We start from the raw sequence: 18,803 nt of genomic DNA on the forward strand, positions 1-18,803 counted from the left end.
GGCTTCTTTCCCCCATTTCTTGTCCGTACAAGAAATGGGGCCGCCCGCCGGGGCGGGACCCGGCAACTCCGCCGCTCCCCGAGCGGCAAATCTAAGCCCGCCGGGTGATTAATCCCGCCGCAGGCGGCCCATACTCCCAGTGAGGTGATGGACCATGTCCTATGTCGATCCAAAGCTGCGCTACCGGTTCGAGTCGCTCCCCATCGAGCTGAAAAACGAGATCCTGCGCCGCGACGTCAGTCTTTACACCCTGAACGACCTGATCGAATGTCTCCAAAGCATTGTGGAGGAAGAGTAAGCTCTTCCTCCACTGTGTCATTTCCGGGGGATTTTTCATAGGATGCGCGGGGAGGTGACCGCATGAACTCCTACGAACTGGTCACCGCGATCACCGCGCTCGCGGTATCGATCGCGCAGGACTATCCGGACAACACCGAGCTCGACGTGCTCGGCTCCATCTTTGTGCAGCTGGGCGAGACGCTCGAGACGATCGCGCTCCAGCGGGAGCTGGAGGAGAACCGGCGGGTCCCGCCCGCCGGAAGGCCGGGCGTATCAGAGTAGCTTGTAGGCGGGCTTTCGTTCGCCGAACCACCAGTGGCGCAGCCAGTCGTCGAGGACGATGGCCGGCAGGGAGAGCAGGAACCACAGGTTCGTATAAAGCAGGCAGACCTGACCGCAGAGGTTATAGGGCATCCCGGAATAGTCCCAGATCCCCAGTTCCAGCCATATGTTCAGGACCATGCCCGCGCAGAATTCCGCCGTTGTGACGATGAGCGAGGCCAGCACCATCTGGGAGAGCAGCGCCACGCACCACTCGCACCGCTCGTTGATCCGCCCGATCAGCAGAAAGCAGACGCCTCCCAGCACCGCCATCGTCCAGTCGGAATGTCCCCGCCAGAGCACCTCCACCAGATAATAGAGCGCGCCGCCCACCGCAAAGAGCACCCCCTGCCGCAGAGGAACATGCAGGTCGACCATTGCAGCGCCTCCTTCCCTTTTTTCCCATTTTATGCGGGCGCGGCCCGTCCAAACTCCTTCTCTGGATAATTTGGGCGAAGATGGGAAAGAATAGGGATATCTTTACGGAAGGAGGACCTGCCATGATTGCCAAAATCGACCGCGACGGCTGCATCTCCTGCGGCATGTGCGTGGAAATCTGCCCCGAGGTGTTCCATATGGGGGACGACGGGCTGGCCGACGTGCACCAGAATCCCGTCCCGGATGAAGCGGAGAAGGGCGCCGTCACCGCGCAGGAGAGCTGCCCCGTTTCGGTCATCCATGTTGAGTGAGCTGAGTCTTACTTTTTATTTCTCTAACCGGAACGACTAGTATTATGTTACCATTGACCTTTCCGTGGCCGTATGGTAGGATAAATTTACAAACTAAATACCGTTTCCCGGAAAAAGGCCTGCGGCACAGCCGCAGGCCTTTTTTCTGTCCTTTAAGATTTTTCGAACAGCCGTTCCCCCAGCCCCTTGCGTTCCAGCGCCCAGACGAGAAGCAGCCCGAGCACGCAGCAGGAGAGCAGCTGGCCGGCGCCGACCGACAGCGCGGTGGCCAGGAAAACGCCCGTGTTCCACCCCTCCGGGGAGAGGAGGGTGATCTCCGCGCCGATGAAGACGGCGTTGACGAGCACGGGGGGCAGCGACGACGCCACCGGAAGGCCGAAGACGCGCGCCTTCCGCAGCGCCCAGCTCATGAGCGCGGAGATGAGGGTGGCGGAGGTGCCCACCACCACGTCGATCAGCCCCATCGACGAGCCGAGGGCGTTGGTGAGCGCGCAGCCGAGCGTCACGCCGACGATGGCGTCCGGGCTCAGTACGGGCAGCAGGGTGAGCGCCTCCGAGACGCGCACCTGCACCGCCCCGAAGGAGAGCGGCAGCAGCAGGAGGCTGACGGCGCAGTAGACCGCGGCGATCATGGCCGCCACGACCATGCGCCGGATGTTGGGGGTTTGCCTTGTCATGTTTTTTCCTCTTTTCCGGAGCCTTTCCGCGGTTTTCCACGGACGCCCCTAGTGTTTGTTTAAGGTCAGGATGTTGCGAACTGACCGCCGCGCAAGCGGCTTTCTTATTTTAGCTTCCGGCGCGGGAAAAAGCAAGCCCGGGATTGTGATTCCCTCGGATTTATAGTATAATAGATGCGTGTGTTTTGCGGGCGCCCTGCCGCCCGCGCCCGCGATCGTGCGGGGAATTCATTGGAATCGGGTGAAATCGTTTGACCACTACCTTATATCTGGTCCGTCACGCGGAGGCCGAGGGCAACTGGCGGCGGACCTTTCAGGGACACAGCAACAGCGACGTGAGCGAAAAGGGCTACCGGCAGCTCGAATACCTCGCCCGCCGGTTCGCGGATATCCCGCTGGACGCCGTCTACGCCTCCCCGCTCAAGCGGGCGTACGAGACGGCGAAGGCGATCGACCGCGCGGCCGGGCTGCCCATCGTCACCGACGACGGCCTCATGGAGATCAACGGCGGCGCGTTCGAGGGGGTGCCCTTCGCGGAGCTGCCGCTGCGCTTCCCCGTGGAGGAGGCGCGCTGGGACAACGAGCCGTGGGCGTTCGAGGCCCCGGGCGGCGAGAGCATGCGCAGCGTCTACGAACGGATGCGGGACACCATCGGCCGCATCGTGCGGGCGCACGCGGGCGGGACGGTCGCCGTCGCCTCCCACGGCTGCGCCATCCGCAACTACCTCTGCTTCGCGCAGGGCTGGCCGATCGAGCGGATCGGCGAGGTCGGCTGGTGCGACAACACCGCCGTGAGCAGGATCGAATTCGGGGACGATTTCCTGCCGCGTCCGGTCTACCTCAACGACTCCTCCCACCTGCCGGAGGCCGCCTCGACCTTCGCGCTCCAGGATTGGTGGCGCAGCGTCCCCGTCACCGAGGAGGACCGCGCGGCCTATGCCGCGCGGGAAAATGCCGATGCCGGCGGCCAGGCCGCCAAAGGAGTGAAGATATGAAGATCATGGCTGTTGATTTCGGCGACGCGCGCACCGGCCTTGCCTGCTGCGACCGCACCGAATACCTCGCGTCCCCCATCGGGGTCATCCACGACAAGGACTTCGGCAGCGTGGTCCAGAAGGTCGCCGCCTCCGCCAGCGAATACGGCGCGGAGATGGTCATCGTGGGGCACCCCATCAATATGGACGGCTCGGAGGGCCCCCGCGCCCAGCTCTGCGCCGACTTCGCCGACCAGCTTGCCCGGCTGGTCAACGTCCCCGTGCGCCTGTGGGACGAGCGCGGCACCACCGTCTCCGCGACGGGGTACCTCAACGCCACCAACACCCGCGGCAAAAAACGCAAGGAGGTCATCGACGAGGTGGCCGCCACCATCATCCTCGAAAGTTATATGAATTACCGCCGCAATCATCCGGATGAAGATTGATAACGGTGGAAAATTGTAGTATACTATCCGCGTGATTACAGCCGCAAAGGAGCTTTTTTTGATGGACTACAACGCACTTGCCGACCTGCTCTTCCCCGGCCTCGACGAGGAGGCGGCCATCGCCAAAATCGAGGCGGACTACCCGCCCCGCAGCCTGCCCGAGGGGGCTAAGGTCACCCGCATGGCCCCCAGTCCCACCGGCTTCATGCACCTTGGGAACCTCTTCGGCGCGATCGCGGACGAGCGCCTCGCCCACCAGAGCGGCGGCGTCTTCTACCTGCGCATCGAGGACACCGACCAGAAACGCGAGGTGCCCGGCGCGGTCGAAACGATCCTCAAGGTCTTTTCCGACTACGAGCTTCCCTTCGACGAGGGCGCGACGGCCGACGGCGACAACGGCGCCTACGGCCCCTACCGGCAGCGTCAGCGCGAGGGGATCTACCGGGCCTACGCCAAGCGGCTCGTCCGGCAGGGGAAGGCGTATCCCTGCTTCTGCACCGAGGAGGAGCTCGCCGCCATCCGCGAAAAGCAGGCCGCCGAAAAGGCGAATTTCGGCTATTATGGGAGCTGGGCGGTACACCGCGACACCCCCCTGAGCGAGGTGGAATCCCGTGTTGCGGCGGGCGAGCCGTTCGTGCTGCGCTTCCGCAGCGAGGGCGACCCCGGCCGCCGCACCAAGTTCACCGACCTCGTGCGCGGCACGATGGAGCTGCCCGAGAACGACCAGGACGTGGTGCTCCTCAAAAGCGACGGCATCCCCACCTACCACTTTGCGCACGTCGTCGACGACCACCTGATGGGCACGACCCACGTCGTGCGCGGCGAGGAGTGGCTGGCGACGCTGCCCATCCACATCCAGCTTTTCGGCGCGATGGGCTGGAGGATGCCCAAATATGTGCACACCGCCCAGCTCATGAAGCTGGAAAACGGCAATAAGCGCAAGCTCTCCAAGCGCAAGGACCCCGAACTCGCGCTCGACTTCTACCAGCGGCAGGGCTACTGCGTGGCGGCGGTCAAGGAGTACCTCATGACCCTCTTAAACTCCAATTTCGAGGACTGGAGGCTCGCGAACCCCGACGCCCCGCTCGATAAATTTCCCTTCAACACCAAGAAGATGGGCGTCTCGGGCGCGCTCTTCGACATCGAAAAGCTGGGCGACGTCTCCAAAAACGTCATCTCCCGCATGTCCGCCGCCGAGGTCGCGGACAGGCTCACCGCCTGGGCGCGGGAATACGACCCCGGCTTCTGCGCGCTGCTCGAGCGCGACCCCGCCTACACCGAGGCGATCCTGTCGATCGGCCGCGGCGGCAAAAAGCCCCGCAAGGACATCGCCGTGTGGAGCGGCGCCAAGGAGTATCTGAGCTTCTTCTTCGACGAGCTCTTCGCCTGCGACGGCGCCTACCCCGAAAACGTCTCCGCCGCCGACGCGAAGCGCATCCTCGACGAATACGCCGCGATCTACGACCCCGCGGACGACAGCGGCGTCTGGTTCGACAGGATCAAGGCGCTCGCCGAGCGGCTCGGCTACGCCGCCAACATGAAGGACTACAAGCAGAATCCCTCCGCCTATCCCGGCAGCGTCGCGGATGTGAGCATGGTGCTCCGCGTGGCCGTCACCGGACGGCAGAACTCCCCCGACATGTACGAGATCATGCGGCTGCTCGGCCGGGAGCGGGTGCTCCGGCGGCTCGGCTCCGCGGCGGAAAATCTGAACTGAAAGAGGACGTGTGCCCTATGGAAATCGCTCCAAATTTTTTGACCGAGATCATCGACGAGGACCTCAAAAACGGCTTTTCGGCGCGGATCCACACCCGGTTCCCGCCCGAGCCCAACGGCTACCTGCACATCGGTTCCGCCAAGGCGATCTTCATCAACTACTTCATCGCGAAAAAATACGGCGGACTCTTCAACCTCCGCTACGACGACACCAATCCCGTCAAGGAGGACACCGAGTTCGTCGAGTCGATCGAGGAGGACCTGCGCTGGCTGGGCGCCAACCCCGACGGCATCTTCTACGGCTCCGACTATTTCGACCAGTGCTACGAGTACGCGGTCCAGCTCATCCGGGACGGCAAGGCCTACGTCTGCGACCTGACGGCCGACGAGATGCGCGAATACCGCGGCACCCTCACCCAGCCGGGCCGCGAAAGCCCCTACCGGAACCGCACGGCCGAGGAGAACCTCGACCTCTTCGAGCGGATGAAGAACGGCGAATTCCCCGACGGCTCCCGCACCCTGCGCGCCAAGATCGACATGGCCTCCCCCAACCTCAACCTGCGCGACCCCGCGATCTACCGCATCGTGCGCGCCCATCACCACCGGCAGGGGGATCGGTGGTGCATCTACCCGCTGTATGATTTTGCGCATCCTATACAGGACGCAATCGAAGGGATCACCCATTCGATGTGCTCCCTCGAGTTCGAGAACCACCGGCCCCTCTACGAGTGGGTGGTGGACAACATCGGCTTCGACCCCAAGCCCAAGCAGCGGGAGTTCGCCCGGCTCAACATCACGAACACGGTCATGAGCAAGCGCTATCTGCGCGAATTGGTCGAGACCGGCCGTGTCGACGGCTGGGACGACCCGCGTATGCCCACCCTCTGCGGCCTGCGCCGCCGGGGCTACACCCCGAGCGCGATCTTTGAGTTCGTGCAGCGCGCGGGCATCGCCAAGACCAACAGCCTCGTCGATCAGAAGCTGCTCGAATACTGCATCCGCGAGGAGCTCAACGCCGCGGCTCCCCGCCGCATGGCGGTGCTCGATCCCATCCGGGTCGTCATCGAAAACTACCCCGAGGGGAAGGAGGAGACCTTCGCGGTCGCCAACAACCCCGTCGACCCCGAGGCCGGGACCCGCGAGGTCGTCTTTACGCGGGAGTGCTACATCGAGCGTACCGACTTCGCCGAGGTGCCGCCGCCCAAGTTCCAGCGGCTGAAGCCGGGCGGCGAGGTCCGGCTGATGGGCGCCTACATCGTGAAGTGCAACGAGGTCGTCAAGGACGCGGACGGCAACGTCGCCGAGCTGCGCTGCACCGCCGACCTCGAAACGGCCAACGGCATGCCCGCCGACGGCCGCAAGGTGCGCGGCACCATCCACTGGGTTTCCGCCGCGCACGCCTGCGACGCGCGCGTGATGCTCTACGAGAACCTCTTCACCCTCGAGGACGTCAACGCCGTGCCCGAGGGCACCAACTACCTCGACTACCTGAACCCCGCTTCCCTCACCGAGCTGCACCACTGCAAGCTCGAGGCGTCCCTCGCCGGCGCGCAGCCGGGCGACCGCTTCCAGTTCGTGCGCATGGGCTACTTCTGCAAGGACAGCAAAAACCCCGGCACCTTTAACCGCATCGTCACGCTCAAGGACAGCTTCAAGGTCGAGAAGTGACGCGAAATATGAAAATACGGCGGCGGATGTCCAAGGACATCCGCCGCCGCTTTTTTATGCCGTTGCGTGTTTTCTCTGGTAAACCAGCGCCGCCATCATGGCCGCCGCGAAAAAGATCTGAAAGAACGGGTAGAACCCCATGCCGCCGAGGTCGGCGATCCATCCGAACGCAATCGGCATCAGCAGCGTGGCGAGCTGCGAACTGCCCATCAAAAGGCTGACTGCGCTGCCCGTGTCCCCGATTCCAAAGACCTGCGGGACATAATGGATGAAGCAGGGGAAGACCGGCGCGCACCCAAACCCGAGGATCGCCATGGCCGCGAGCACCGCGCCCCTCCCCGACAGCAGGAACAGGGCGAGCGAGCCCGCGGCAATGAGGGCCTGACCGATGTGCATCATCCGCTTGTCGCCCAGCCGGTCGGATATGAACCCGCTCGCGAACCTCCCCACCGTCATCCCGAGGAAGAGAAAGGTCGTCCCCAGCGCGCCGACGTCGTCCGGCAGCCCTTTTCTGATCGTGATGTAGCTGCTCGCCCAAAGCGCCGACGTGGTCTCGATCGCCGTATAGCAGAAGAGCGCCGCGACCATCACCGGCATGCCCTTCAGCCTGATCGCCTCCCGCATGGGCTTCCTTCTCGTCCCCGGGGAACAGACTTCAACGGAAGGGATCTCCTTCCACTTGCCGCGGGAGGACAAAAACAGCAGGAGGACGCCGGTCTGGATGAGGGCCAGGACAAGGTAGCCCGCGTTCCACGCGGCGCCCCCGGCCAGGCAGAGGCTCATGATATAGGGGCCCGCCGTGGCGCCGAGGCTCCACACCATGTTGAGCCAGTTCGCGTATTTTGCCCGCAGGTGCAGCGCCGAAAAGGTATTGATCGAGCAGAGAAAAAAATCCTCGCCGAACCCGAGCGGAATGCTGATGATGCAGAGCATCGCATAGGACCGACAGTTCGCGTACCCAAAGAGCCCCAGGCATATGAGGACAAAACCAAAGGACGCGACCTTGTGCGTCCCGTATTTCCCGACCAGGCGGTCGGTGTAGACGCTGGCGACGACCCGGCCGGCGGCGATGATCATGTTCACGTAGCCGACGAGGGAGAGCGCCACGCCAAAGTCCCTGTAGACGATCGGCCAGACGGACCCCAGCACGGAGTACTGGAGTCCCGAGGCGGCAAATGTGATGAACAGTACGATCAGGAAATAAAGCGACATGTCGTCTCACTTTCAAATCACGGCTGCGTTGTTTGTTCTTTCGGAGCGGCTGACAGAGCTGCCGCCCCGGAACGGCGCACCGATTTCCTCCCATGTGCCGATTCCAAAGCGACAGCCCTTTCCCCGCCGGCGAAGCCGGCGGGGCCTTTGATGATCAGATGTCAAGCGGAAGCGTTCCGAAAATCCGCATCTGCTCTTTGACGGCGGCCTTGCACGCCTCGTGCGCGGCGTTGATGAGCTCGATATAGTGAATCTTGCCGTTGAACTCCTTCAGCTTCGCGTCGATCGCGCCCGACGCCGCGAGCGAAAGGCCGGTAAAGAAGTTGATCTTGTTGATGCCGTGCTCGATCGCCGCGCGGAATTCCGACTCGGGAAGCCCCGATCCGCCATGCAGGACGAGCGGGATCTTGACGAGCTCACGGATCTGGTCCAGCCGCTCCGTGTCGATCTTCGGGGTCCCCTTGAAGAGGCCGTGCACCGTGCCGACGGCGACGGCGAGGGCGTCCACGCCCGTCTCCTCGACGAACCGCTTCGCGTCCTCCGGCTTGGTGTACTTGGAGGTGTCCACGTCGCTGGCTTCCAGCTCCCCGCCCTCGGGGCTGCCCACGTGGCCGATTTCCGCTTCAACGCTCACGCCGCAGCTGTGGGCGATTTTGACGAGCTCTTTCGTAATGGCCATGTTTTCCTCCACCGGGAGCGCCGAGCCGTCAAACATGATCGACGTGCAGCCGCCGTGGATGGCTTTGACGCAGCAGGCGAAGCTGTTGCCGTGGTCCAGATGCAGGCAGACGGGAACCGTCGCCCGCTGGCAGCGGTCCAGCAGCCGGTTGAAGTAAAAGCTCATCTGCCGCTCGTCCCTGTCGTCGGCAAAGAAGTTGGGCACCATCAGGATGACCGGGAGCCCCTCTTCCTCCGCCGCCGCGACGATGGCCTCCGTGAAGTTGTCGTCCAGCGTGTCGAACGCGCCTACCGCGTACTTTTTCTCCACGCTTTCCTTCAGGATTTCCGTTAATGTTACCAGTCCCATATTGATAGCCTCCTGTTATTTCATAGAACCATTTTGCCGCAATATTCCCGGTACCGGTCCGCCGCCGCGTCCCAGAGCGGCGCGCGCTCCTTCCGGGGCGTGAAGGTCCTGACCTCGAACGACGACCGGACGATCTCCGGGAAATCCGCCGTTTGGATTTTGCCCTCCGCCGCCGCCTGCAGGAGGATGCCGCCGACCGACGCGCTCTCGTACGGCCCGGCTTCCACCCGCATCCGCGCGGCGTCCGCAATCATCTGGTTGAGGAAGCCGTTCTTTCCTCCTCCGCCGACGATCCGGAGTTTTGTAAATTCCCTGCCCGAAAGCTCCCGGAGCTGCGCGAGGGTCTGCCGGTACTGGAGCGCCATGCTTTCGTAGACGCACCTCGCAATTTCTCCGAGCGCGGCCGGGACCGGCTGTCCCGTCTTCCCGCAGTAGGCGCGGATCGTCTCCGCGGGGTCCGCGTCGCTGACGAACACGGGCTCCTCCAGGTTGACCAGCGACCGGAAGGGCTCCGCCGCCTCCGCCTGCCGGACGATCTCATCCCAGGAGAGGGGCCCGGCGGTTTCGCAAAGGCCGCGGTGAAGATTCTGCATGCACCACATGCCCATGATGTCCTTCTGGAGCCTCCACCTGCCGTCCGCGCAGCCCTCGTTGGAGAAGTTGTACGCGAGAACCTCCCTATTGATCGTCGGGCCGTCGCATTCCGCCCCGATGATCGACCAGGTGCCGCTCGAGCAGAACGCCTCGTCCGGCGCCACGGTCAGCGTCGTGACGGCGGACGCCGTGTCGTGCGACGCGGCGGGCGCGTATTTCAGGCGGCCCGCCGCCTCCGGAAGCACCCCGGGCAGGAGGTCGTACCGCCTCGTGCCGGGCAGGACGATCTCCCCAAAGAGGTGCTCCGGAAGCCCAAGCGCCCGGATCAGGCGCCCGTTCCAGCCCCCCGTAAACGGGTCGATCAGCTGGGTCGTCGTGGCGATCGTAAACTCCGAGTAGGCCCTGCCCGTAAAGAAGTACCCGAACAGGTCGGGAAGCGTGAGGATCCTTTCCGCATGGGCGAGGGCCGGGTCCCTTTCGAGCATCCGCTCGTACAGCTGAAACACCGCGTTGCCGCGCCGCACCTGGCTGCCGCACTGCATGAAGTACGCTTCCGGCGGCATCACGTCCCGGAAGAACGCCTCCATGGCGCTCCCGTCGGAATTGCGCGTACACCACGGATATCCGATCGGCTGACCGTTTTTGTCGAGGAACGCGATGTCGTTGCCCCACAAGTCCACGCAGAAGCTGGAGAGGTCTCCGTGCTCCCTCTGCGCCCTGCGGACGCATTCGATCATCTCGTGGAAGAGGTGGAAGAGGTCCCAGTAATCCCTGCCGGCCACGGGGACGTGGTAGTTGGCGAACCTGTGCACCTCCCGCAGCGTAAGCCGCCGGCCCTCCAGCGTGCCCACGATGCCTCTCCCGCTACCGCCGCCGACGTCTATCGCAAGATAAGATGTTGACATGGCGGTCATCCACCCATGGCGTCTTTTTGAAAAGCCGCCAACTGCTCCCGGATGCTTTCCTCGTTGGGGATGTCGTGCGCGCCGCCGATCATAAAGTTTGCAACCGCATAGATCTTGCAGCACTTTTCCAGGAATTCCATGTTGTAGTAGGCCTGGCGGACCGTCTCCGCCCAGGTCACCGCGCCGTGGTTCTCGATGAGCACCGCCCGGTTGGTTTTGACGTAGGGCCGGACCGCCTCGGGAAGTTCAAAGGTTCCCGGACGGCCGTAAGGGGCGACCTGGATCTCTTCGCCGAAGAGCCCCAGCAGCTCGGGGAGCATCCTGGTGTTGACGCGTTTCCCGCTGCATGCGAAGGCGGTGGCGAAGGTGGCGTGCGTATGGAACACCGCGCCGGCCTTGCCGCTCTCCCGGTAAATCCCGTAATGCATCTTCGATTCGGACGAGACCGGGAGGCTGCCGGCGATGATGAGGTTCCCGTCGAGGTCGGTCTTGGACAGCATCTCCGGCGTGAGGTCGTTTTTGCTCACGCCGGTGGGGGTCACCCACACGGCGTCGGCGCCCGTCCGCACGGAGATGTTGCCCTCGTTCCCGGCCACCATCCCCTGCCGGTACACGCGCTTTCCGTATTCACAGATCAACTGCTTTGCTTCTTCATCGCTGTAATACATGTATTTGAATTCCTCTGTTCACTTTCTCTCGTTGAACGCATACCGGAACACGATCGATTTGAGCTGCGTCACCTCGTCCATGACCCGGGAGAGGGATTCACGGCTGTTGCCGCTCATCTTCCTGCCGCCGCCGAACGGGAGCTCCGCCGCGCGGAAGTTGCCCGAGCCGTTGATGGCGATGTGGCCGGTTTTCAGCCTCTTGGCCACCTGGATGCAGGTGTAGATGTTACGGGAGAAAAGCCCGCCTCCGAGCCCGTAATGTGAGCTGTTGGCGATCCCGACCGCTTCGTCGACCGTGTCGAAGCCGATCACCGGCCACACGGGGCCGAACACCTCCATGTCGCGCGCGATATCCGTGTCGGGCGCCACATCGGTAAGGATGGTGGGCTCGTAGAACGCGCCGTTGCGCTTGCCGCCGCGCACGATCCTGGCGCCCTGCGCGACCGTCAGGTTGACCTGCTCCTCCACCTGCCTGGCGGCCCTCTCCGAGATCATCGGGCCCATGTTGACCTTCGGGTCCATCGGGTCGCCGATCACGAGCTTATCCAGCTCGGCGCTGAGCCTGCGGATGAATTCCTCCTTCAGGGAGTTATGTACCAGGAACCTCTTGGAGCCCGTGCAGCACTGGCGGTTGTTCCGCGCCTGGTCCTCGGCCTCCTTGACCACCAGGTCCATGTCGGCGTCCTCGAACACAATGAACGGGTCGTTGCCGCCGAGCTCGAACTTGTAGTCGGTGAGGTGCTTGGCGGCCGTCGCCGCGATGCTGAGGCCGGCGTCCGTGCTTCCGGTAAAGTTGACGCACGCGATCCGCGGGTCGTCGACGAGGCAGTCTCCCACGACGGATCCCTTTCCGGTCAGGCACTGCGCCACGCCCGCGGGGAGCCCCGCTTCGTGGAGCATCTCGTGCAGCACGAGAAGCGTCATCGGGTCATAGGAGGGCGCCTTGACCACGATCGTGTTGCCCGCGGCAAGCGCCGCGGCCGTCTTGAACGCCCAGATGGCGGGCGGGAAGTTGTAGGGGATGATGCATGCGAGCGTTCCGAGCGGCTCGTGGATCGTGATCTGGAGGTCGTCGTCGTATCCCGGCTCCGTGCCGATCGGCATGGTCGATCCATAGTAGTGCATCGCAACGTCACACGCGCCGCGGTATACGTACGCCACGGAATCGAGCTCCCACACGGCCTCCTTCATGTACGGCTTGCCGGCTTCCTTGGCGAGGATCTCGCCCAGCTCGAGCCTTCTCTCCATCACCAGGTCGGCGAACCGGCGGAGGATGACGCAGCGTTCCCTGACCGGAAGCGCCGCCCAGGCCTCCTGCGCGGCGACCGCGCCGTCAACCGCCTTCGTGATGTCCTCCGCCGTGGCGGAGGGAACCGTATCGATCACCTGCAGCGTCGCAGGGTTGACCACGTTTTGGGTCCTGCCGTCGGAAGAGTCGACCTTCTGACCGTTGATGATCATTTTCATAGCATAATCTCCTTCTATTTTCTGTGGGCGTCCAGGTAGTCCTGAACCTGTTGTTTGCTCTTGATCGCGCCGCTCGCGCCATACTGGCTGATCGCGATTGCCGACGCGGCGGACCCGAAATAGAGCGCTTCCTCCATGCTTTTCCCGTCCACGATCCCCGTGATGAAGCCGGCCACAAAGTTATCCCCGGCCCCCAGCGTGTCGACCACCCGGTCCGCGATCGTGCCGACGCGGTATGTCCTGCCTTCCGAGCTTGCGAAGACGCCCTGCGCGCCCATCTTCAGGACGACCGTCTTGACGCCCCGCCTGTGGAATTCGTCCGCGATCTCCTCGGGAGAATCCTTGCCCGTGAAGTAGGATGCCTCATGATAGCTCGGGACCAGATAATCCAGATATTTCATCGCGCCCGCGATATCCTCCAGGGACATCTGCGACTGGTCGAGGACCATGTCCGCCATCGTCAGCGCGCCCGCTTCCTTCGCCTTTTTCAGCAGCGCCGTCAAATCCGCATCGGTCTGGCCCCTGCTCCAGAAAAGGCTGGCGACGGAAACCAGCCTGGCGCCCGCAAAATCGATGTCGAACACATCCGTGCTGTAGCGCATGTTCCCCGCGGCACCGTTGCGGAGGGTCATGCATCCGTGCTCGCCGTCGGCCCCGACGGTGACGACGGTCGCCGTCGTGCTGTGCTCCCGGTCCCGGACGACGCCGTCCGTCGGGATCCCGTAGCCCTCGATCAGGCTCATGAAGGCGCTGCCCAGCGCGTCGTCGCCGATCGCCGTGTAGAGCTTCACGTCGTTGCCCATCGCCGCGAGCCCGACAGCCTCGTTGACCGCGTCTCCGCCCACATACATGTCGATGCTCTCGGAAAACTGCGTCATGCCGTCGGGCGTCCGGTCCGGGCCGTTCTTTACGATGATGTCGACAACCGCGTTGCCGACGCAGATGACTTTATTCATGAGGCGGCCTCCCCCTGTACAATCAATTCGGGCGGGGAAGCCGGACGGCGTCCGGCTTCCCCGCTTGTTGCGGCTTCCGGTCAGTCCTCGCTGATTTTGAGCACCGCCTTGACCATCGACTGCCGTTTGCTGATGCAGTCCTCGAACGCCTCCATCGCGTCGTCGAGCGGATAGACCTTGGAGACGATGTCCTTCACGTTGATCCGGCCGGCCGCGATCGCCTCGACGCAGGTGGGGTAGACGTTGCGGTAGCGGAAGTTGGTCATGAGCGTGAGCTCCTTGTCGCACATCTTCTGGAGGTTGAGCGACGTCTCGCCGACCACGTTTCCGACCTGCATGATGACGCCGCCCTTTTTGCAGATGTAGACCGCAGCCTCCGCCGTATAGCGGCTGCCCGCCGTCTCGAAGACAAAGTCGGGGCCGATGCCGTCGTAATACTTGAGCACCTCGGCGACGGAATCCTTATCGGTGGTGTTGATGACGCGCGTCGCGCCGACCTCGAGGGCCTTTTCGAGCCTGATGTCGTAGAGGTCGACGGCGGTGATGTCCGTGATCCCGGCCGCCTTCAGGGACATGATCGTGACGAGGCCGATGCAGCCTGTTCCGAGCACGACCGCCGAATCGCCCACCTGGATGCCCGAACGGACGACCGAGTTCATGCCGACCGCGAGCGGCTCCACCAGGGCGCCTTCCATCGTCGACACGTTGTCCGGGAGCTTGAAGCAGAGTTCCGCGGGATGCGTGATGTACTCCCTCATCGCGCCCTTCGTGCGCGGGGCCGAAAGGAACTCCATCTCCTTGCAGAGGTTGTATTTGCCCTTTTTGCACCACTCGCATTTGCCGCAGAAGGTTCCCGGCTCGACGCAGACCCGGTCTCCGACCTTGAGATCCTTGACGCCGTCGGCCACTTCCACCACCGTGCCCGCGAACTCATGCCCGATGATGAAGGGGTAGACGTCCGGGAAGTCGGGCTCCCCGAAGGAATAGAAGTGAACGTCGGAGCCGCACACGCCGCAGTATCCCACCTTCACCTTTACATATCCGGGCTTCATTTCCGGCATGGGGGTGTCCATAATTTCGATCTTCCGGTTCTCCATGACGACCGCTGCTTTGTTGACCATAGTATCTTCCCTTTCTTTATCATTTATTTTAAGTATAATAATAAGTTTCAAATTGTTCTGCTATAACTATACCAAAGAAACGTCAAATGTCAATACGCCGGGGGTTTTATTTTTCGGGAGAATATCCCGCCTGAATTTTGTGGAATATGTAAAATCCCAATATATGCTGATTTTTCAGCAAATTTATCTAACAAAATGTTTCTCCTTCTATTGCTTTTCTGATTTAATACTGCTATAATCGTGTAAGCAAATATTTATATTATAATTATTATTAAAACTATATTAAGTGGGTGACCGCCTTGAGACAAAAGCTCTTATTCGTCGCGGACTTCTCGATTACCGAACAGGACGTCCGCGAGAACCTGTACCGCTTCGCCCCCTATGACGTTGACGTGGACATCATTGAGATCTCCATGGGAGCGGATGAAAACGAGCGGGCCCAGTATATCCTGAAGACTGAGACGGCGGGCCCCGAATGGTTTACGCCCCCTGCGGAGCTGCTTGAAAAGGCGGCCGGCGCGGACATCATTGTCACCGATTTTGTGGCGATCGGCTCCCGGGTCATCGAGGCCGCGAAGCGCCTCAAGCTGATCGGGGTGACGAGAAGCGGCGTGGAGAACGTCAACCTCGCCTGCGCCGGGGAGCGCGGCGTGGCCGTCGTCTGCTCCCCCGGCCGGGTCGCCGCGCCCGTCGCGGATTACACGGTCGGCATGATCATCGCCGAGTCCCGGAACATCGCGAGAAGCTCCCTCACCGCCAACGGCGGCAGCTGGGTCGTCCGGTTCCGCAATTACCCCTATTCCCACAACCTTGCCGACAAGACCGTCGGGATCATCGGATACGGCGCGATCGGCCAGATGGTCGCGGAGCGCCTGCGGGCGTTCGGGTGCCGGATCATCGCCTATGAAAATTACATGCCCGCGGAAAAGGTGCGCGCGCTCGGCGCGGAGCCCGTATCGCTTGACCGGCTGCTGGAAACCTCCGACTTTATCACCATACACGCCCGCCTCAGCGGGGAGAGCAGGGGCATGCTCGGGCGCGAGGAGTTTCGGAAGATGAAGCCCTCCGCGTTCTTTATCAACACCGCCCGCGCGGGGCTCATCGACGAAGACGCCCTGATCGAGGTCCTGCGGGACCATCGGATCGCCGGGGCCGCCCTCGACGTCTTCTCCCACGAGCCGATCAGCCCGGACAACCCCCTTCTCAAGCTCGACAACGTCACACTCACCCCCCACCTCGCGGGGACGACGAGCAATGTCGCGGGCAACTCGATCGCCGTCCTGCTCAAGGACCTTGACCGGTACTTCCGAGGCGAGCCGATGGTCCATGTCAGGCGGGGATGAGGCGATGAAAAGAGCGGTTCTCGTCATCGACGTCGGCACGTCGAACGTCCGGACAAACCTCATCGATCTGGAGGACGGCGGCATCCTCACCGGGGCGTCCAGGAAGAACCTCTGGCTGAACACCGGCATCGGCCGGTGCGAGATGGACGCGGACACGATCTGGAAAAACCTCCAGGACTCCCTTTGCGAGGCCCTCGAGGCGTGCCGCGGGCTCTGTGAGATCGCTTGCGTCAGCTTCTCGGTGATGGGCGACTCGCTGGTCCCCGTGGACGGAGACCTGAAGCCCTTGCGGAACATGATCATGGCGTTCGACACGCGCGCCCGGCGCGAGGCCGAGGAGATCACCTACCTCGTTGGGGATGAAAAATTCCGCGCCATCACCGGCGGGCCCTGTTTTTCGACCCTTCTGTGCTCCAAAATCCTATGGCTCAAGCGCCATGAGCCCGACGTGTACCAGAGGGCCCGCCGCTACCTGAGCATTCAGGAATACCTCCTTTGCAGGATGGGGCTCGGCATCCACATCGACTACACGCTGGCCTGCAGAAAATCCCTTTTTGACGTCGTCGGGAAGGAGTGGTCGGATACCATCGCCTCCTGCATCGGCATCGATGTGTCACAGGCGGGCGGCGAGGTCCACGATTCCGCCTGCGTCCTGGCAAGTCTGGACCGGATCGGCGATGTCCGGCTGCCCCGCGAGATTCCCATCGTCCTTGGCGCACACGACGCGGAGTGCGGATTTCTGGGGCTCGGGGTCAATCCGGAGCGGGACCGGATCTTCGGCGACGTTTCCGGAACCTACGAAATGCTTGGAAGCTTCTCGCGGGGCAGGGCTCCCACGGCAGTCTGCACGCCCGCCGAACTGGGCTGCGCGTTTTCCCGGGACACCCACTCCATCAACGGCGCGGCCATCGCCGGCAGGTACATCTCCTGGTACCGGAACGAAATTTACCGGGGCGGCGGGAACCTGTTCGCCGAGATGGAGGAGCAGATCCGCTTCGACGCGTCGTCGCGCGTCGCCTTCCTCATGAGCAACGACAAGACGAGCTGCGCGCTCACCGGCTTCGACACCTCCATGCCGAACCACGCCGTCTATCAGGCGATCATCGAGGGGATCACCTACCGGATCAAGGAGGTGGCCGAGGGGATCGAAAAAACGGTCGGCGCTCCCTGCGAGGCCCTCTACTGCGGGGGCGGCGGTTCCGGCTCCTCCAAATGGCTCCAGCTCAAATCCGACCTCCTGCAAAAGGAGGTGCGGCGTGTGCTGAATCCCGAGGTCTCCTCCGTGGGCGCGGCGATTCTGGGCGCCGTGGGAATCGGCTTCTATTCGGGCTATACGGAGGCCATCTCCCGGATGGTCCGGGTGTCGGACGCCTTCGTTCCCAATCCGGCGATCAGCGCCGCCTACCAGGAACGGTTCAACAGTTATCTCAAAGAACGCAAACGCTATTATCAATGATCGAAAAGGAGAGCGAAACCATGAAAATGCTGATCAGCGGAAACTGGGTGGACGCCGCCAACCGGGCGACCATCGACGTCACCAACCCCTACGACGGCAAGCTGCTTGAGACGGTGCCCAACGCCGCTAAGGAGGACGTCGACCGCGCCATCGCCGACGCCGTCACGGCCCAGAAGCAGTGGAACCGGGTCATCGTCCGCGAGCGCGCGAAAATCCTGCGCAGGTATCTGGAACTCCTCACGGAGTACCGGGACGAGCTCGCCAGGACCCTCACGCTCGAGACGGGCAAGCCGATCTTCGACTCCTACGGCGAGATCGACTCCGTCTACATGACGTTCGAGAGCTCCATCGAGATCGTCAAGCACCAATACGGGAAGACGATGCCCATGGGCATCGAGGGCGGCTACGACGACGACCTCCAGGTGACGGTGCACGAGCCGCTCGGCGTCATCGCCTGCATCGTCCCCTTCAATTTCCCGGCCGCCCTCTGGGCGTTTAAGGCGGGTCCGGCGCTGATGGCGGGCAACGCCATCGTCGTGAAGCCCGCGACCTCCAATCCGCTCACCGTCTTAAAGCTCATGGGGCTTCTGGTGGAGGCGGGCGTTACGCCGGGCGCCGTGCAGTGCGTCACCGGCCGCGGCTCCACCGTCGGCAACTGGATTTCCGACAACCCCAGCATCGCCCAGCTCAACCTCACGGGCGGCGTGGAGGCGGGCAAGGAGATCGCCCGGCATGCCGCCGAAAACCTCACCGCCTATAAGTTCGAGCTTGGCGGCAACGATCCGCTCATCATCTGCGCGGACTGCGACATGGACCTGGCCGTCAACGAGGCGGGCGACAAGACGCGAAATGCGGGACAGTGCTGCTCGGGCGCAAAACGGTTCATCGTCCACGAGTCGATCAAGGACGAATTTGTCACCCGGCTGATCGAGGAGCGCCTGAAAACGGTGAAGGAGGGCGACCTGATGGATCTCGAGACCGACTTCGGCGTGCTGATCAGCGAAGCGGCCGCCAAAGAGGTCGAGCAGCAGGTGCAGCACACCATCGGCCAGGGCGCCAAGCTGGTGTACGGCGGCGTCCGGAGGGGCGCGTATTACATGCCCACGGTGCTCGACAACTGCACGAAGGAGATGGATATCTGCAAAAACATGGAGATCTTTGGACCGATCTTCCCCATCTTCACCTTCCAGACGCTGGATGAGGCGATTGAGATCGCTGAGACCTCCGACTACGGCCTCAGCTCGGGCGTCATCACGAACGACTTCCAGGACGCCATGAAGGTGG

General features: G+C 62.9%; 19 protein-coding genes. 10 read left to right on the forward strand and 9 right to left on the reverse strand.

What is annotated here, in order from left to right:
* Positions 1–154 precede the first annotated feature (154 nt).
* Positions 155–298 (forward strand): hypothetical protein, encoded by a 144-nt coding sequence (locus ACZO3G_RS11775; protein WP_172439125.1) that lies wholly within the window; start codon positions 155–157, stop codon positions 296–298.
* 62 nt (positions 299–360) lie between these two features.
* On the forward strand, positions 361–561 hold the full coding sequence (locus ACZO3G_RS11780; protein WP_121587328.1) for a DUF6774 domain-containing protein: 201 nt from the start codon (positions 361–363) through the stop codon (positions 559–561).
* Here ACZO3G_RS11780 and ACZO3G_RS11785 read toward each other — a convergent pair.
* Complete coding sequence (locus tag ACZO3G_RS11785) at positions 553–978, reverse strand: putative ABC transporter permease (RefSeq protein ID WP_276871387.1); 426 nt, start codon at positions 976–978, stop codon at positions 553–555. The genes ACZO3G_RS11780 and ACZO3G_RS11785 overlap by 9 nt on opposite strands.
* A 122-nt stretch (positions 979–1,100) precedes the next feature.
* Here ACZO3G_RS11785 and ACZO3G_RS11790 point away from each other — a divergent pair, with 122 nt between their 5' ends.
* Positions 1,101–1,289, forward strand: coding sequence for a ferredoxin (locus ACZO3G_RS11790; RefSeq protein WP_101548561.1), 189 nt, complete (start codon positions 1,101–1,103; stop codon positions 1,287–1,289).
* Between the two features lie 152 nt (positions 1,290–1,441).
* Here the strand turns inward: ACZO3G_RS11790 and ACZO3G_RS11795 are convergent, their stop codons facing one another.
* Positions 1,442–1,966, reverse strand: a complete 525-nt coding sequence (locus ACZO3G_RS11795) for a QueT transporter family protein (protein ID WP_276871383.1) — start codon at positions 1,964–1,966, stop codon at positions 1,442–1,444.
* 251 nt (positions 1,967–2,217) lie between these two features.
* On the opposite strand from ACZO3G_RS11795, the gene ACZO3G_RS11800 reads away from it, so the two are divergent.
* The 4 genes from ACZO3G_RS11800 (at position 2,218) to ACZO3G_RS11815 (ending at position 6,770) form a co-directional block, all read left to right on the forward strand.
* Positions 2,218–2,961, forward strand: coding sequence for a histidine phosphatase family protein (locus ACZO3G_RS11800; RefSeq protein ID WP_276871380.1), 744 nt, complete (start codon positions 2,218–2,220; stop codon positions 2,959–2,961).
* A complete protein-coding gene (gene ruvX / locus ACZO3G_RS11805; protein WP_101548555.1) occupies positions 2,958–3,386 on the forward strand; it encodes a Holliday junction resolvase RuvX in 429 nt (142 codons plus the stop codon). The genes ACZO3G_RS11800 and ruvX overlap by 4 nt, the downstream gene beginning before the upstream one ends.
* Before the next feature lie 61 nt (positions 3,387–3,447).
* Entirely contained in the window at positions 3,448–5,103 is a 1,656-nt protein-coding gene (gene gltX, locus ACZO3G_RS11810) for a glutamate--tRNA ligase (RefSeq protein ID WP_101548553.1), read from the forward strand.
* A 17-nt stretch (positions 5,104–5,120) separates the two neighbouring features.
* Positions 5,121–6,770 (forward strand): glutamine--tRNA ligase/YqeY domain fusion protein, encoded by a 1,650-nt coding sequence (locus tag ACZO3G_RS11815; protein WP_277138564.1) that lies wholly within the window; start codon positions 5,121–5,123, stop codon positions 6,768–6,770.
* A gap of 54 nt (positions 6,771–6,824) precedes the next feature.
* Here ACZO3G_RS11815 and ACZO3G_RS11820 read toward each other — a convergent pair whose 3' ends face one another.
* The 7 genes from ACZO3G_RS11820 to ACZO3G_RS11850 all read right to left on the reverse strand — a co-directional run bounded on the left by ACZO3G_RS11820 (position 6,825) and on the right by ACZO3G_RS11850 (position 14,720).
* A complete protein-coding gene (locus ACZO3G_RS11820) occupies positions 6,825–7,982 on the reverse strand; it encodes an MFS transporter (protein WP_276871362.1) in 1,158 nt (385 codons plus the stop codon).
* A 154-nt stretch (positions 7,983–8,136) separates the two neighbouring features.
* Positions 8,137–9,009, reverse strand: a complete 873-nt coding sequence (locus tag ACZO3G_RS11825) for a class II fructose-bisphosphate aldolase (RefSeq protein ID WP_101548546.1) — start codon at positions 9,007–9,009, stop codon at positions 8,137–8,139.
* 20 nt (positions 9,010–9,029) lie between these two features.
* The gene (locus tag ACZO3G_RS11830; RefSeq protein ID WP_276871356.1) at positions 9,030–10,508 is read right to left on the reverse strand and encodes a rhamnulokinase; all 1,479 of its coding nucleotides are present in this window, start codon (positions 10,506–10,508) and stop codon (positions 9,030–9,032) included.
* Positions 10,509–10,513: 5 nt separating this feature from the next.
* The gene (locus ACZO3G_RS11835) at positions 10,514–11,176 is read right to left on the reverse strand and encodes a class II aldolase/adducin family protein (RefSeq protein ID WP_276871353.1); all 663 of its coding nucleotides are present in this window, start codon (positions 11,174–11,176) and stop codon (positions 10,514–10,516) included.
* A gap of 18 nt (positions 11,177–11,194) precedes the next feature.
* Positions 11,195–12,643 (reverse strand): aldehyde dehydrogenase family protein, encoded by a 1,449-nt coding sequence (locus ACZO3G_RS11840; RefSeq protein ID WP_276871351.1) that lies wholly within the window; start codon positions 12,641–12,643, stop codon positions 11,195–11,197.
* 14 nt (positions 12,644–12,657) lie between these two features.
* Entirely contained in the window at positions 12,658–13,599 is a 942-nt protein-coding gene (locus ACZO3G_RS11845) for a carbohydrate kinase family protein (RefSeq protein WP_101548534.1), read from the reverse strand.
* 80 nt (positions 13,600–13,679) lie between these two features.
* The gene (locus ACZO3G_RS11850) at positions 13,680–14,720 is read right to left on the reverse strand and encodes an NAD(P)-dependent alcohol dehydrogenase (RefSeq protein ID WP_101548531.1); all 1,041 of its coding nucleotides are present in this window, start codon (positions 14,718–14,720) and stop codon (positions 13,680–13,682) included.
* 299 nt (positions 14,721–15,019) lie between these two features.
* On the opposite strand from ACZO3G_RS11850, the gene ACZO3G_RS11855 reads away from it, so the two are divergent.
* The 3 genes from ACZO3G_RS11855 to ACZO3G_RS11865 all read left to right on the forward strand — a co-directional run.
* Complete coding sequence (locus ACZO3G_RS11855; protein WP_276871348.1) at positions 15,020–16,063, forward strand: 2-hydroxyacid dehydrogenase; 1,044 nt, start codon at positions 15,020–15,022, stop codon at positions 16,061–16,063.
* Between the two features lie 4 nt (positions 16,064–16,067).
* Positions 16,068–17,519 carry an FGGY-family carbohydrate kinase gene (locus ACZO3G_RS11860; protein WP_276871345.1) on the forward strand — a complete coding sequence of 484 codons (1,452 nt, stop codon included), beginning with the start codon at positions 16,068–16,070 and terminating at the stop codon, positions 17,517–17,519.
* A 20-nt stretch (positions 17,520–17,539) separates the two neighbouring features.
* On the forward strand, positions 17,540–18,803 hold a 1,264-nt coding region (locus tag ACZO3G_RS11865), incomplete at its 3' end, for an aldehyde dehydrogenase family protein (RefSeq protein WP_486847244.1).

This window comes from Anaerotruncus sp., from assembly GCF_057433415.1.